Origin of the sequence: Psychrobacter sp. L7 (assembly GCF_002810365.1) — a bacterium.
GTDB classification, from domain to species: Bacteria; Pseudomonadota; Gammaproteobacteria; order Pseudomonadales; family Moraxellaceae; genus Psychrobacter; species Psychrobacter celer.
Map to the genome: position 1 here is coordinate 134,907 of NZ_NEXR01000004.1, position 14,913 is coordinate 149,819.

The 14,913-nt window shown below is 48.5% G+C and carries 12 protein-coding genes; 6 read left to right on the forward strand and 6 right to left on the reverse strand.

Annotated elements, in window-relative coordinates:
- Positions 1–80: 80 nt before the first annotated feature.
- The 3 genes from CAP50_RS06520 to lipB form a co-directional block, all read right to left on the reverse strand.
- On the reverse strand, positions 81–554 hold the full coding sequence (locus tag CAP50_RS06520) for a hypothetical protein (protein WP_100749436.1): 474 nt from the start codon (positions 552–554) through the stop codon (positions 81–83).
- A gap of 185 nt (positions 555–739) precedes the next feature.
- Positions 740–1,270: an inorganic diphosphatase gene (locus CAP50_RS06525; RefSeq protein ID WP_075102105.1), complete on the reverse strand. Its 531-nt coding sequence runs from the start codon at positions 1,268–1,270 to the stop codon at positions 740–742.
- A 197-nt stretch (positions 1,271–1,467) separates the two neighbouring features.
- Positions 1,468–2,316 carry a lipoyl(octanoyl) transferase LipB gene (gene lipB, locus CAP50_RS06530; RefSeq protein ID WP_100749437.1) on the reverse strand — a complete coding sequence of 283 codons (849 nt, stop codon included), beginning with the start codon at positions 2,314–2,316 and terminating at the stop codon, positions 1,468–1,470.
- A 629-nt stretch (positions 2,317–2,945) separates the two neighbouring features.
- Here lipB and CAP50_RS06535 point away from each other — a divergent pair.
- From CAP50_RS06535 to pncB, 5 genes are all read left to right on the forward strand, one after another.
- A complete protein-coding gene (locus CAP50_RS06535; RefSeq protein ID WP_100749438.1) occupies positions 2,946–4,400 on the forward strand; it encodes a coniferyl aldehyde dehydrogenase in 1,455 nt (484 codons plus the stop codon).
- A gap of 337 nt (positions 4,401–4,737) precedes the next feature.
- Entirely contained in the window at positions 4,738–6,681 is a 1,944-nt protein-coding gene (locus CAP50_RS06540; protein ID WP_100749439.1) for a glycine betaine ABC transporter substrate-binding protein, read from the forward strand.
- A gap of 65 nt (positions 6,682–6,746) precedes the next feature.
- The gene (locus CAP50_RS06545; protein ID WP_100749561.1) at positions 6,747–7,649 is read left to right on the forward strand and encodes an ATP-binding cassette domain-containing protein; all 903 of its coding nucleotides are present in this window, start codon (positions 6,747–6,749) and stop codon (positions 7,647–7,649) included.
- Positions 7,650–8,056: 407 nt separating this feature from the next.
- A complete protein-coding gene (gene msrAB, locus CAP50_RS06550) occupies positions 8,057–9,730 on the forward strand; it encodes a bifunctional peptide-methionine (S)-S-oxide reductase MsrA/peptide-methionine (R)-S-oxide reductase MsrB (protein ID WP_443575823.1) in 1,674 nt (557 codons plus the stop codon).
- 288 nt (positions 9,731–10,018) lie between these two features.
- Positions 10,019–11,242, forward strand: a complete 1,224-nt coding sequence (gene pncB, locus CAP50_RS06555) for a nicotinate phosphoribosyltransferase (protein ID WP_100749441.1) — start codon at positions 10,019–10,021, stop codon at positions 11,240–11,242.
- 10 nt (positions 11,243–11,252) lie between these two features.
- Here pncB and xseB read toward each other — a convergent pair whose 3' ends face one another.
- The 3 genes from xseB to CAP50_RS06570 all read right to left on the reverse strand — a co-directional run bounded on the left by xseB (position 11,253) and on the right by CAP50_RS06570 (position 13,846).
- Positions 11,253–11,510, reverse strand: a complete 258-nt coding sequence (gene xseB / locus CAP50_RS06560; RefSeq protein ID WP_075102099.1) for an exodeoxyribonuclease VII small subunit — start codon at positions 11,508–11,510, stop codon at positions 11,253–11,255.
- Between the two features lie 60 nt (positions 11,511–11,570).
- Positions 11,571–13,133 (reverse strand): exodeoxyribonuclease VII large subunit, encoded by a 1,563-nt coding sequence (gene xseA, locus CAP50_RS06565; protein ID WP_100749442.1) that lies wholly within the window; start codon positions 13,131–13,133, stop codon positions 11,571–11,573.
- A gap of 344 nt (positions 13,134–13,477) precedes the next feature.
- Positions 13,478–13,846 carry a hypothetical protein gene (locus tag CAP50_RS06570; RefSeq protein ID WP_075102097.1) on the reverse strand — a complete coding sequence of 123 codons (369 nt, stop codon included), beginning with the start codon at positions 13,844–13,846 and terminating at the stop codon, positions 13,478–13,480.
- 347 nt (positions 13,847–14,193) lie between these two features.
- Here CAP50_RS06570 and CAP50_RS06575 point away from each other — a divergent pair, with 347 nt between their 5' ends.
- Positions 14,194–14,850 (forward strand): alpha/beta hydrolase, encoded by a 657-nt coding sequence (locus tag CAP50_RS06575; RefSeq protein ID WP_100749443.1) that lies wholly within the window; start codon positions 14,194–14,196, stop codon positions 14,848–14,850.
- Positions 14,851–14,913 lie beyond the last annotated feature (63 nt).

Here is a 14,913-nt window from a genome sequence, read left to right on the forward strand (position 1 = left end):
TTGTTAGCGTTTGTACTACCACGTATTTTGTTAAGCACAGCTGGTAAAAGGGATATCCTAATAAAGCCCGCCATGTCGCCCTAACCAAACACTCGCCACAATATCCAAAACAATCCTGCCATAATCACCACAATCAGCAATAAACGTTTTGTCCAATATGGTATTAAGGGTTTTTTGTACCCCAAGTTATTTAGCTGGCTATCAACCCCCTGTTGTAAGTCTTTAAAACCTTGAGTCTGCTTGGTGGTTTTGACGCGTGTTTTGATCAGTTTGCCAGATTCTAGCTCTTCTTTTGTTTCTTGCTTTCGATCAAAGCTAATGGCGTGATTAGAGATGCCTTGTTTGTTTGCGATGGTATTGAGTTTTTGTTGCTGCTTTACTTTTAACGCGGTTTCATAAGCGTCTATTCGCACCTTGGCTTCATCCATACTGATATTTTCATCTTGCGCCAATGTTTTGATGGCCATGACGAGGTTGTTTTTTTCGACCATCATGATCACATCTTTTGGCAGTTTTGGATTGACTGGCTTTGAGCTTGGGTCGGGGTTAAACATGGTTTTCCTTATTGTCGATGAGCATATAGCATGTAAGCATGTAAGCATGAGTTATTATAACCATTTTAACCGAGCACCATTCAAGCGGTGAGCGGTATTTGAGCAGCAGATAAACAAAAAAATACCGCCATCATTGTTATGACAGCGGTATATTGCAGTGAGATTATCTGAGTCTCAGTGGTGGTTTATAGGTCTTTCCAGCGCTGGATAGACTCTTTGATAACTTCTTTGGCTTCAGCCACGTCGCCCCATGATTCAACCACAGTGGTGCCCGCTTTTTTCAGGTCTTTATAATGGCTGAAGTGGAACTGTAGCTGGTTGATCAGCTGTTTAGGTAGGTCTTCTAAGCTGTTGTACGCATTGCCGGTATCACGATCGTCCGCTGGTACGACGACGATTTTGTCATCGACTTCGCCATCATCTACAAACTTCATCACGCCGATGACTTTGGCTTTTAAGAAAATACCAGTCGGCAGTGGCTGCTCTGTGATGATCAGCGCATCCAACTCGTCGCCATCTTCGTCTAGCGTTTGCGGGATAAAGCCGTAGTTACAAGGTTTGGCAAAGATTTGTGGGTCAATACGATCCAGCTCAAACACAGCCAATTCGCGGTTCCATTCGATTTTATGGCTGCTACCGGTAGGGATTTCTACTACCACGTTGATGATGCCGCCGTCTACGTCGCCTGCGTCCAAAATTTTGTTAAAATCTGCCATAAAATACTCCGATTTGCTTTTGTTTTAAATGTCTAAATACAATAAGAAAAGCTCAAAGGTTGAGCTGAGCTGTCATATAGGTATGACAGCTGTCTGTACCGCCAGCGATTATAGCAAGTTTGCGACAATTTTTCTCAAAATGCTTAAGTCTAAGCGTGCAAGATATTATGCAAAAAAAGACTCAAAGGCCACAAGCTTTAGCGACTTGGTTTGGGAGCCAACGCGCGCAGTGCTATCTGTCCTGCATGGCGCTGAGCGATATTGTCGATGAGTTTTTGTGTGACGCTCTCATAGCTCAAGGGTTCGCGGGTTTGCTCTGCGCTTCGTGTCTTTGGGGAGGGGGACATGTTGATAAAATCAGCTAACCTAAGCATCTGCATGCCAGCATAGCCACATGGGTTGATGGCATTGAACGCGGATAAATCACAAGTTAAATTAATAGCGATACCGTGGTAACTAAAACCATGCTTAATCTTAAAGCCTAATGACGCCATTTTACCTAACATGATGGACGACGGCTGGATATCAGTCGATACAATGCCTTTATCGGTAGGGCTGTCGTCATGCTCTGCGCTGGTATCGGCATAGAGATAGACGCCTGGCGCATCACGGCGCGCTTGGGCACGAATGCGCGTATCACCAGCTGTGTGGTTTTGTAAGCAGTCATTGATCACATCTTCGATGGCTTGCTCAGCGTGTGAGACTAAATTGCGCACACTCCAGCCCAAGCTCTCTAAATCAAATAACCAATACAGCACCAATTGCCCATGACCATGCCAAGTCACTTGACCACCGCGATCGGTTTTGATAATTGGGGTGTCTGTACGCTGTAAAATGTGCTCTTCTTTACCCGCTTGTCCTAAGGTATAGACATCATTGTGATCGACGATCCACAGCTCATCAGGCGTGCGCTGCTGTTTGGTTTTTTTTAACTCAATACGTGTCAGCGTGCGCGCGAGCATCGCATCCAAGGTAGGGACATAATCGGCCGCGGACAAAGACTTACTGATCAGCGTGTCACTCAGGGGTTGTATGGCGTTTTGCATGGCAGTCACAACGTATGGTAGATATATAGAATTGGCAAAAGGTATGAAGGCAAGGGCGTGTCCTCTTCAATAGATAGCCATCTAAATGAGTTAAAAATGGCTAAATCTGACCAAACAGTATCAAATAGCTAATGAATATCTCGATATTATCTGCGCTATTTTCGTTGTTTGATTAGGGCGTGTTGAATATTCAACACGCCCTACAGTGTTTGGCGGCAATTTATCTCATTTTTATTGCTATTTTTAAAATGAGGACACGGCCAAGTAGGTCAGTTGCCTAAAGTGTAGCAGTTTTTGGCAGTGTCGCCCAAACTTATCTGCTTATTAGATACCGCCCAAATAAAAATTTGGAAATTAAAAAGTTTGGCCGCGGCGTAAGCGATGACTTTTGCTCTATTAAAAAACGCACTAGTCAGTTTAAAATGCTATTCATTGCTCAGTCGATGCGCTACATTAAAGTGCCCGTCGGAGCGTCTACAAAGCGTAAGGGATACAATTTTATGACTGTTTTTATGACGGATTTTGGTTGGGTCTGCTAAAAACGAAGACAGGCAGGATGTGTGCTAAAAATACAGCGCCGCTCGCCCAAAAAAGTATATCAGTCCCAACGCATATAACAAGGAAGAGACATGACAGACAATACCCAAAATATCAATGAGCATATGCCGCATCAAGCCTCTAGTATCGCGCACACTGCCGAAGAGATGCGAGCGCAATTCGAGCATCTACAAGCGCTGAGCCGTACGCAGCCGATAAACGACTGGGCCACACGTGAGACGCAGCTGGATAACCTTGAGATGATGCTCAGCGACAACCAAGCCAGCTTTGCCAGTGCCATCAGCGCTGACTTTGGCCATCGTAGTGAGTCTGAGACGCAGTTTGCTGAGTTGTTCCCGAGTTTTACAGGGATTAGTCATGCCAAAAAACACGGCAAAAAATGGATGAAGCCCCAGCGTGCGCCGATCTCGGCACTGTATATGCCAGCCCACAACGAAATCCAGCCGCAGCCGTTAGGTGTGGTCGGCATCATGGTGCCTTGGAACTATCCGCTGTTTTTGGCCGTAGGTCCGATGATAGATGCGCTCGCCGCGGGCAATAGAATCATGATCAAAATGAGTGAGGCGGCGCCAAAGTTCGCGCAGACGTTCGCCGATGCTGTGGCTCGTTATTTTTCTTCCGACATGATATGTGTGGTGCTGGGCGAGGTCGATATCGCGGTGGCTTTTAGTGAGCTGCCGTTTGATCATCTGCTGTATACTGGCTCGACGGCGGTCGGCAAAAAAGTCATGGCCGCTGCCGCCCCCAATCTGACGCCAGTGACATTAGAGCTGGGTGGTAAGTCGCCGGTGATCGTCTTAGATGATGCCAATCTAGAGTCAGTGGTCAATCGCGTGATGATGGGCAAGACACTAAATGCCGGCCAAACCTGTATCGCCCCTGATTATGTGCTGATTCCGCGTCGCTATCATGAGTCATTTATCCAAGCGGCAAAAGACTGGATGGATAAGCATTATCCTGATATTGAGCATAATCCTGACTACTCGCGCATCATCAATGGCGCTCAGTTTAAGCGCGTAAAAGGCTATGTAGACGCGCTACCGAGCGAGCAGGTGCATGCGCTGACCCCGATTGAGGCCAACAGCGAAACACGCCTGATGCCACCTGTGATCGTTCGGGAGCCTGCGTTAGACAGTGAGGTCATGGACAATGAGATTTTTGCGCCGATTTTGCCTTTGATACACTACGAAACGCTAGATGATGCCATTCACTTTATCAATTCGCGCCCGCGTCCGCTGGCTTTGTATGTTTTTGGCGAACATCAAGGCGATATAGAGCAAGTGCGTAATCGCACGGTTTCAGGTGGTCTGTGTGTCAACGAGGTCATCATGCACGTGGCGCAGCATGATTTACCCTTTGGCGGCGTTGGTGATTCGGGCACCGGTGCTTATCATGGTAAGGCAGGATTTGAGCGTCTTAGTCACATGAAGCCTGTGTTTGTACAGGCCAAGCTCAACGGCATGAATTTACTACTACCGCCTTATGGTGGACTGTTTAAAAAAGCCATGGCTCTATTTTTAAAGTAGCACTCAAACACAGTCGCCTTGTAAGTCACTGTATCCGATATAGTCATGCTCAGTGTAGCCATGCCTGATACAGCCTTGTGGCGACACGTTTTAAGCATACTTATGCATCTACCTAGGTAGGTGCTTTTTTTCGGTCAAATAGCGGTAGGCAACACGTGGGTAGTGAGCAATAAGCATTTGTCATCTGTGTGAGAAGTCGCTACACTTTGTAGTACCTCTAAACAACGGCAACCTATCATTTAAGCCAATCGCTCATTCGTGCTACTGACGCAAGAGATGTGTTCATACTAAGGCGTAGGGCATAAGCGAGCGGCACCCATCATAAATAGGACTGAGCATGCGCCAATGGATTGCGTTAAGTTTACTCTGTATGAGTACATTACTCCTGCCCGTGGCAGCATCGGCAGCCTGCCAATCACCTGTCAAATTTGGCGCGCTGACATGGGAGAGTGGTCAGTTTATCTCTGGGGTACTCAAGTATATCGTCGAAGATGGCTATGAATGTGCGGTCGAGGAGGTGCCAGGTGCTGGCCCTGCGCTCGAAACCGCGCTGTCGCAAGACGATATTCAAGTCATCGGTGAGCAGTGGGTTGGGCGCTCACCGATCATGGAGCAGGCCATTGCGCAAGATAAAGTTGCCGTCATCGGCGATACGCTAAAAGGCGGCGCAACCCAAGGCTGGTATGTGCCCAAATACGTGCTAGAAGAAAATCCGGGACTGCGCAGCTACCAAGACTTGCCCAAGTATGCCCATTTGTTTGAAGACCCAGAAGACCCAGGCAGTGCTCGTTTTATGAATTGCCCTTCTGGCTGGACTTGTGAGGTGTTTAATACGCGGCTACTGAAAAATACAGGATTGGATGGTGTGTTTAACAACGCGCACCCCGGTACGGGTGCGGCACTCGATGCCGAGATATCGTCTGCATTTGAGCAGCACAAACCCTTATTGTTTTATTACTGGCAGCCGACAGGGCTGATGGCGAAATACGACTTTGCCGCGCTTGAGTTTCCCGCGCACGATGATACTTGCTGGCAGGATTTGCTGCGTGCAGATGGCAGCGCTGACTGCGTCTCAGGCTTCCCCGTTTCTCCTTTGGGGATTGCTGTCTCCACCCCGTTTATAGCGTCCCACCCAGCGCTGGTTGATGTTTTTAATAACGTACAGTTTAGTGCCGATGCGCTCAATGGCGCTATCTTAGAGATGAGTGAAAACAAACGTAGCGGCGAAGAGCAAGCGTTGGTGTTTTTGCGCGAGCATCCAGACGTCTGGCGCAGGTGGGTGACTGACGAAGCGGCCACCAATCTAGCAGCGCAGTTAGGCATTAGCCTCACAGGTGCGGCAGCCAACGATAGCACTATCGCTCATGATGATGGCATCAATAATCACGCATTTGGCCTTGCATCGAGTTTCCCATCATGGTCGCTTGAGACTCCGCTCAATAACACCTTGGCAAGCGTGGTAAAAAACTACGGTGAGGTGTTTCGTACCATCAGTACTTTGGCACTTACTTATTTATTATTACCGATTGAGCGGCTATTGACCGCGATGCCGCCATGGCTGCTTATCTTACTCGTCACGGTGTTGGGATGGTTTGCGGTTCGTAAGGTGTGGTTTGCCTTGGCATGCGGCGCAGGGCTGTTTTTGATCGGTGCTTTTGGGCTGTGGGGCGCGCTGATTGATACTTTTGCCCTGCTAATCGTCTCGGTGCTGGTGACCGTGGTGATTGGCATTCCGATCGGGATTGCGATGTCGGGCAGTAAGGTACTGCGTAAGATAGTCACGCCCATTTTAGATGTGATGCAGACCATGCCAAGCTTTGTATATTTGATTCCGGTGCTGATGCTATTTGGAATTGGTAAGGTGCCAGCGCTGTTTGCTACCGTTATTTATGCCTTGCCGCCGCTGATTCGCCTGACGACGCTGGGTATTACCCAAGTCGATCATGAGATGATCGAGGCAGGGCGCTCGTTTGGCAGTACGCATCGTCAGCTGCTGATTTGGATTAAGCTACCACAAGCATTACCAAGTATCATGGCGGGGATCAATCAAGCGGTGATGATGTCACTGTCCATGGTGGTGCTGGCTTCTATGATTGGGGCGCCAGGTCTTGGTGAGGATGTGCTGCAGTCTATTCAAACGCTAAATATCGGTCAAGGGCTACAAGCAGGCACCGCGATCGTCATCGTCGCCATTATCATTGATCGTATCACTCAGGCATTTGGTCAAGGCAAGCGCGCCCGCCAAAAAACCATCGACGCTGGCAAGCGTCCGATAGGTTGATAAGTAGCGGCTGCATCGAGCTAAGCTGTGCTAAACCGCATAAAAACCCCATAGCGAGAACCATGATGAACCATATTCAGCTTGAAAATATCAGTAAGATTTATAATGCCAGCCCGGCGCAGGCGCAGGTAGCTTTATCGCTATTGGCGCAAGGGATGGACAGTACCGAGGTCAAAGAGCAGACAGGGTATTCGGTCGGGCTTTATGACATCAACCTCGCCATCAAAGCAGGGGAGCTGCACTGTATCATGGGGCTCTCAGGCTCAGGCAAGTCGACTTTGATACGGCATATCAATCGTCTAATAGACCCAAGCTGTGGCAAAATATGGGTCGATACCAGCCTGCATACAACAAACCCTAGTCGCGCGCCTGCTACCGCAGTAGCAGAGGAGACGCAGACTACAGCGCAAGCAGGATCGTCTGCTATCGATATATTGACGCTCAATGATAAAGCGCTGCAGCAGTATCGTCAGCATACCGTCAGTATGGTGTTTCAGCACTTCGGCCTAGTACCGCACATGACTGTCATACAAAACGTTGCCTATGGCCTACGGGTACGAAAGATGAGTACCAAAGCGCGCCATGAGATTGCACGGCATTGGCTCAATGAAGTCGGACTGCCCAATCTAGAGCACAGCTACCCTGACGAGCTATCAGGCGGTATGCAGCAGCGGGTTGGGCTGGCACGGGCACTGGCGACAGACAACCCAATCTTGCTGATGGATGAGGCGTTTTCTGCCCTTGATCCGCTGATTCGTGCTCAGCTACAAGACCAACTGCTGGAGCTGCAAGATCGGCTGAACAAGACCATCGTTTTTATTACCCATGATATCGATGAGGCCATCAAGGTCGGCCAACGCATCAGCATCTTAAACGGTGGTCGTTTGGTACAGACGGGCACCCCGCAGCAGCTACGTCACGACCCTGCTGATGATTATGTGGCGCAGTTTATGCACACTAAGTCGTGATGCTGATTTTGGCGTTTTTTATCGACAGCAAAGGCATTTTGCACGATAGAGTGTAGGGTTTGATCGGTGATACAGTGGTTAACAAAAACTCAATATGAAACCGCTGTTTTTAATATTGTCTGAATTGTATTTAGACAAAGATGGTCGTACCATAAAAATATCTGCCACTCATAGCAGTGTTAGTTAAAGGACCTATTATGTCAGACCAGCCTACCGATAAAAACGATCAACCGCGCCACTTAAATTGGTACAAAGATCAGTCAAGTATCAGCCACTCTATAAGTAACGTTGCCGCCAACCCCTCATCACAGCATTTAGTAAAACAGCCCTCTCGCTCAAAACCATCACGTTACCTAAAAAACGCCAGCCGCTATGGCGTGATGATGGTGCTCAGTGCTGGGCTGCTGATGGCTTGCGGACAAATGAGTAATGCTGATAATAGTGCCAGTAGTAGTGCTGGCAGTAGTGCCAGTCAGCAAAACAGCGGCGTGACCAGCTCACGAGATATGCTGCCATCTGACATGCTTGGGCAGATGCAAGCATTGCCGCAATTGACCACAGGTCTGGGCGAGACAGGCGCGGCAGTGATCGACCCTGATAAGCCGACCTTGGTTAAGTTTTGGGCGAGCTGGTGCCCGCTGTGTTTGGGCACGCTGGCTGAGACCGAAGCGTGGCGCCTCGATCCTAAGTTTTCTGGTTTAAACGTAGTCACTATGGCAAGTCCTGGTCATCTCAATGAGAAAGCTGAGGGTGAGTTTGCCTCATGGTATGCAGGCGTGCAGTCAGCGTATCCCAAACTACCGGTATTGACTGACCCTTCTGGCGCCATTATCAAGCAGCTGGGCGTGCAGGTCTATCCAAGCTGGGCGATACTGGATAAAAACGGCAACTTGGTACACTTAGTCAAAGGCAATATATCGCCCGAGCAAGCGTATGCGCTGGCGGACAATGCCGAAAACGACTTTGCCGAGCTAAAGGCTGGCAGTAGCAAGCCTGCAACCGCCCAAGCGGCAGCCAGCAATAGCAAGATTGAAACCATCAAGCAAAAAGATGGGGTGTATTATAATGACAAAGGCAACGCCATCAATACCCGCTCTATCTATCTGGCAGGCGGCTGCTTTTGGGGTGTTGAAGCCTATATGGAGCGTGTCGATGGCGTGGTCGATGCGCTATCAGGCTATGCCAATGGGGATACTGCCAACCCCAGTTATGAGCAGGTCATTCGCGGCTCAGGGCATGCTGAAGCAGTAAAAGTCACTTATGATGCTGATAAGATAGATCTTGATACGGTTTTGCAGTATTATTTTCGCGTCATTGACCCGACCAGCCTAAACAAACAAGGCAATGATCGCGGTGTGCAGTATCGTACTGGGGTGTATTATACCGATCAAGACGATAAAGCGGTCATCGACGCGGCGCTAAAGCGAGTACAGAGCCAATATAAGCAAAAAGCTGTGGTCGAAAATGAGCCGTTAGACAACTTTTATGTGGCGGAGATGTATCATCAAGACTATCTGGCAAAAAACCCCAATGGCTACTGTCATGTCGATCTCAGCCTTGCCGATGATAAGCTTGAGAGTACGGCACCACCCAAGCTTGCGCCTGTTAGCACTGTCGCAGAAGCGCTAGAGCCCAAGCGTTATGCTGGGTTTGATAAAGGTGCGCTACAGCAGACGCTCACCAAAGCTCAGTACAATATCACTCAACAGGCAGGGACAGAGCGGGCGTTTAGTCATGAGTATGATGACTTGTTTGCCCCTGGGATTTATGTCGATGTGGTCTCGGGCGAGCCTTTGTTTTTATCCACGGATAAGTACCAGTCAGGCTGCGGTTGGCCAAGCTTTACCAAGCCCATTGATATGCAGGTGATTACCCAGCACGAAGACCGAGCGTTTAATATGGTGCGTACCGAGGTGCGCTCGCGGGTCGCGGACTCACATTTGGGTCATGTGTTCCCCGATGGGCCAAAGGATCGTGGTGGCCTACGTTATTGTATCAATGGTGGCGCGCTGCAGTTTATCCCCGTCGATGTGATGCCGCAGTCAGGCTATGCGCCTTTGGTCAAACTGATTACATCGTAGTGGTATCAACAGCGTTGTACAATGTTATACACTGTTTTGCCATTTTTGATCCATTTAGCTGACTCTTAGCTGACTATCAATTAAATTGAGGACACGCCTTAATAAAAGCACCAAAAAAGCATGAACTCTGAAAAAAGCAGCAAATTTCGTTATACTTGACGACTGATGAATGCGCGCTGCAAACGTGCTGTTTGTGCGCCATATCTGGTTGTTTATCATATTGTATACTGTGTCGCTTTGAGTATTAGGTGACGTTATTTTTTATTTCTGTGTTTTTAAGGCCATAGTATGACCGTTACCTATGCACCTATTATTACCTCGTTACTTGATAACGATTTGTACAAATTCACCATGCTCCAAGCCATGCTGCATCAGTTTCCACAGACGCATGGGGTTTATCGTTTTCGTTGCCGCAATAATAAGGATACTGTCTATCCCTTAGCCGATATCAAAGACGCTCTAGAGCAGCAACTAGATAGTCTGTGCGAGTTACGGTTTTTGGAAGATGAATTAGAGTATCTGCGCGGTTTGCGCTTTATTCGTTCAGACTTCGTCGATTATCTTGAGCTGTTTAAGCTCAAGCGCCGTTTTATCACCGTCAGCACCGATGAGAAAGACAGACTGTGCATCGATATCGAAGGACCGATGATACAGGCGATGTTTTTTGAAGTGTTTGTTTTGGCCATTGTCAATGAGTTGTATTTTAGTGCCTTATCAGATTCTCAAGTCTTGGCAGAAGGCCAGCGCCGGCTAGACGCCAAAGTTGAGCTATTGCATCATTATGCAGCCGAGCAAAGCAGCTATAACCCCGATACACCGCCTTTTATCGTGGCTGATTTTGGTACGCGTCGCCGCTTTAGCAAATCTTGGCAAGCGCATGTGGTGGAGACCCTACACAAGGCTGCCCCAAAGATAGTTGGCGGCACCTCAAACGTTTATCTAGCAAAAAAACTGGGAATGACGCCGATCGGTACGATGGCGCACGAGTTTATGCAGGCATTTCAGGCATTGGATGTGCGTTTGCGCGATTCACAAAAAGCCGCGCTGGAAGCGTGGGTCCATGAGTATCGCGGCGACTTAGGAATCGCGCTGACAGATGTCGTCGGTATGGATGCGTTTTTGCGTGATTTTGACTTGTATTTTGCCAAGCTGTTTGATGGCTTGCGTCACGACAGTGGCGACCCCTATGTGTGGGGTGACAAGGCCATCGCGCATTATAAAAAGCTCAAGATAAACCCCAAGACTAAGATTTTGACTTTTAGTGATGGTTTGGATTTAGACAAAGCGTGGGAGCTGCATCAGTATTTTAAAGACCGTATCAAAACCAGCTTTGGTATCGGCACCAACTTGACCAATGACATGGGCATCACCCCAATCAATATCGTGTTAAAGCTGGTCGAGTGTAACGGTCAGCCTGTGGCAAAATTGTCTGACAGCCCAGGCAAGACCATGATTAACAACGATACTTATCTTGCCTATCTTCGCCAAGTGTTTGAGGTGGATACGCCATAATAAAGCGCCATTAGCGGTTGCTATTTTGATCACTACTCTCTGTGCGATCTTCTTCAGCAAACGCCGCATCTAGCGCTTGCTGTACGGCATTGATGCGGGTTTCGCAGACGCGATACGCGGCGATTGACTCTTCGACCGTGGTCATAAGGTTGTCGATATCGGGTTCATCTTGCTGCTGTAGCTGCTCGGCATTGGTCTTTAAAATATCGTAAGCCGCCTTAAAGGTTTTTGGGGCGGCTTTTTTGCGTCGGCGAGTCGGGGTGGTCATAAGGTATTCCTAATCTCTGGTAATGATTTTGGTAGATAACAGGGTTTAAGTAATTAGTTCTTAAACGTTGTTGTCTGATTCGGTTAGCGTATTAGCAGATTCTGTTCTCTTGTGATTGTCTTTAATCTCAACAATCTGTGCCTGTGCTTTGCCATCTTTTAAGACGATATGAATGGTTTGCTCAGGATAAAGCTGCGTGCTGCTGGTCAGAATTTGTTTGTCTTTGGCATCAGTGAGCATGGTATAGCCTTGCTTGAGCACACGAGAAGGACGGTGCAAAAGGACAATGTCGCGCAGATGCTCGCTGTTACGCTGCGCTTGTATGACACGCAGCTGGGCGGTTTGTATCATTGTTTTTTGGTAGTTTTGACTATAAGTAGAAGCGGCTGCTAATTGCTGATAAGCCAAGGATTGAGTCTGCGCACGCAGATTGCTGGTGAGTCTGGCGGCTTGCTTAACTTGGCGCTGGGCGCTTTGCTGAATGCTACGCCACGCATAATCACTGTCTTTTCGCAGTGCGGTCAGCTGGCCGATGGTTTGCGATTGGATATGGTTCAATTGTCGTGACGTTTTTTGCTCAGCCATCGTGAGCTGCTGTGTGGCCGCTTGTTTGATTTGTGCTTGGTATTGCAGCGTTTGGGTAATGAGCTGAGCCAGATGACTGATAATCGCTGCGATGACTTTTGATGGCGTATCAAAGCTGGTATGCGCCACCTCATCTAGAATGACTTTATCCCGCTCATGACCGATGCCGACCCACACAGGAATAGGCTGCTCAGCCACCAATGCTGCCAGCTCATAGTCATTTAAGTAAGCCAAATCGCCCACCGCGCCGCCGCCACGGATAATTACTAATAAATCTGGCAAACGCTGATAGGTATCTTGGAATTGCTGCTGCGCACTGACGATGGCTTGGCGAATCTCGCTTGGCGCATGATTGCCTTGAAAGGTGGCATGATGGTAATGAAACTGACAAGCACCGGTAGTGGCTAAGCGGTCTGCATCGGCTTGAAAGTCGCCCAATCCTGCGGCTTTTTCGGGGGCGATGACCAGCACATGCTCGATATCAAACGGTGTCGGTAGCTGCTGATTGAGGTGCAGGAGTCCTTCGCCCGTTAAGCGGTCGACCATCTCAGCATACTGCCGCGCCAAATCGCCTAACGTGTAGCTTGGATCGATATCCTCGATCGTGAGCGAAAAGCCATACTGCGCATGAAAACCTGCCGATACTTTGAGCAGTACGGTCAGATCGCGCTCAAGTGGCATGCCCGTTGCGCGCTCAAACTTCGCCAAAACGCGGGCGGCCTTAAAGCGCCAGAGGTTGCCGCGGCAGCTGGCCACGACCTTACCGTCGTCATCTTTTTCGGCCAACTCAAAATAATAATGTCCGCCTTTGCTCGATAAGTTGCGAATCTCAGCCTTCACCCACACGCGATGGTTAAAGGTTTCTTTTACCACCATCTCTACCGCCGACAAGTAGTCACTTAAGCGCAGCACCGTGTCTTCTAAACTGACTTCTAGGCTGTTTTCTTGCTCAGCAAGCTCAGCTTCTAACGTCGCCAAGTCTTTGGCAGGGGCTAGGACTTTGGCTTGTTTGATATTTGAGAGATTGGGTTTGCGCATAATAGGAGACCAAAGCCGACTAAGACATAAAAGTATAAAGTGGGACAGAAAGGTATGAAATGGTTGCTATCAAAACTAAAGAAACCATATTGTAAAAAGCAATGCGGCAAAAAACGCGGCAAAAAAACAACCAATCCTATCAATCAGAGAGCAAGGCAAGTTGACAATCCGCGAAATAGCGCTGCGTGTATCGCTTGAGGTTTTAAGCTGATGATAGTTTACCTCAAAAGCGCAGTCACAAAAAGAGAAGCCAACCGATCTGCTGCATAAATGCTGTGACAAACAGAAGGGCTGGCGAGTGGCTAGCGGCGGTGTTTGCGCATCATCACGTTATTGGCAGCGAATCATTGGCAGCGAAAGCTGATGGTGTATTCATAGTCGTCATCACGCGATAAATCTGGTGAGCCGGTACCAAAGATACTACCGAGCACCGCGCCAGCTTGTCCAACCATGCGGCCTGTGCGCTCATCTAAGATACCATTGTAGTTGACTGTGTCCTCAATGATAATCACTTGCTTGCTGCGGCACGTTTTTTGAGCGCTATCGATGGCATTTTGTTGTGCTTTAACTTTTGTATCGGCGATACCGGTGGTTTCGTAGGTAGCGTTGGCGCGTTGAATGACCGGTGATGACGGGGTGCTTTGGCAAGCGCTCAAAGCAAGTGCGGCGGCCAATGTGGCACCAAAAGCGGCGGTTTTATTCATAGTAATCATAATGTATTCCTCAATTTAGACGTTGAGTATTTTAATGATGATAAATGGCACTGACACTTTGCCAGTCACCACTACACAATCAGTATGAATCTAACCCATTCGGCGCTTTGGTGTCTAGGTAGTTATTGTGTGCGCTCTTACCGTTGTCTTACTTGTAGGCATTTAGGCGTGAGATATTAGTCAGCTATTTGACACCGTTTGGCCAGATTTAACCATTTTTAGCCCATTTAGATGGCTATTGATTGAATTGAGGACACGCCCTAAGGCGTCTGTACAGCAAATCACTTGAAATATAAACCATATCTAGGATAATTGAGACATTCATTCTTAATTAAGTAAGTAACAATATGCACCTGATTCCTGCTCCTGCTGGCGTGCTCGAGGTCGATGCGCTCTGGCAACAAGACAACCCTAACGATCCCAATACCGATACGGTGGCGCTGCTTTGTCACCCCAACCCTTTGTTTGATGGGACGATGAATAACAAAGTGGTCACGACCATGTACCGCTTTGCCCGCGATAGTGGCATGCATGTGGTGCGGTTTAATTTTCGCGGTGTCGGTCAGTCCACAGGCGAGCATGACTATGCCGATGGCGAAGTCGTCGATGCGATGACCGTGCTACAATGGATCGCTGAGCAAACCGGCGCGCGCAAGCTGTGGCTAGGCGGTTTTTCCTTTGGCGGGTATGTCACCGCGCGCGTTGCCGAACAAGTGCTTGAGGCCTCACATATCTGGGACGTGAGCGATTTTGAGCTTATAAATATCGCGCTTATCGCGCCATCGGTAGAAAAAAACGACAGTAGTGATATCGACTTACCTGCTGACAAGACCTTTGAGATTTATGGTAATGCTGATGAGGTGATTGACCCTGCTAAGATGCAGGCATTTGCGGATCGTCTGGGTATCGCCGTCAGTGTGGTCGATGGGGCGGGGCACTTTTTTCATGGGCGTTTGTCTGAATTAAAAAAACTGCTTGAGCACCACAGTATTTCTGGACGATAGCTAGGATCGATTGCTATGAGCGCCGCGTCAGCTATATACAATGGTAAAAATACAACCATTTGA

Coding starts and splice junctions, on each gene's coding strand:
- msrAB (WP_443575823.1), top strand. CDS start 8,057: ATGGCTTGCGGACAAATGAGTAATGCTGATAATAGTGCCAGTAGTAGT.
- CAP50_RS06545 (WP_100749561.1), top strand. CDS start 6,747: ATGAACCATATTCAGCTTGAAAATATCAGTAAGATTTATAATGCCAGC.
- CAP50_RS06535 (WP_100749438.1), top strand. CDS start 2,946: ATGACAGACAATACCCAAAATATCAATGAGCATATGCCGCATCAAGCC.
- CAP50_RS06520 (WP_100749436.1), bottom strand. CDS start 554: ATGTTTAACCCCGACCCAAGCTCAAAGCCAGTCAATCCAAAACTGCCA.
- pncB (WP_100749441.1), top strand. CDS start 10,019: ATGACCGTTACCTATGCACCTATTATTACCTCGTTACTTGATAACGAT.
- xseA (WP_100749442.1), bottom strand. CDS start 13,133: ATGCGCAAACCCAATCTCTCAAATATCAAACAAGCCAAAGTCCTAGCC.
- CAP50_RS06570 (WP_075102097.1), bottom strand. CDS start 13,846: ATGATTACTATGAATAAAACCGCCGCTTTTGGTGCCACATTGGCCGCC.
- CAP50_RS06525 (WP_075102105.1), bottom strand. CDS start 1,270: ATGGCAGATTTTAACAAAATTTTGGACGCAGGCGACGTAGACGGCGGC.
- CAP50_RS06575 (WP_100749443.1), top strand. CDS start 14,194: ATGCACCTGATTCCTGCTCCTGCTGGCGTGCTCGAGGTCGATGCGCTC.
- lipB (WP_100749437.1), bottom strand. CDS start 2,316: ATGCAAAACGCCATACAACCCCTGAGTGACACGCTGATCAGTAAGTCT.
- xseB (WP_075102099.1), bottom strand. CDS start 11,510: ATGACCACCCCGACTCGCCGACGCAAAAAAGCCGCCCCAAAAACCTTT.
- CAP50_RS06540 (WP_100749439.1), top strand. CDS start 4,738: ATGCGCCAATGGATTGCGTTAAGTTTACTCTGTATGAGTACATTACTC.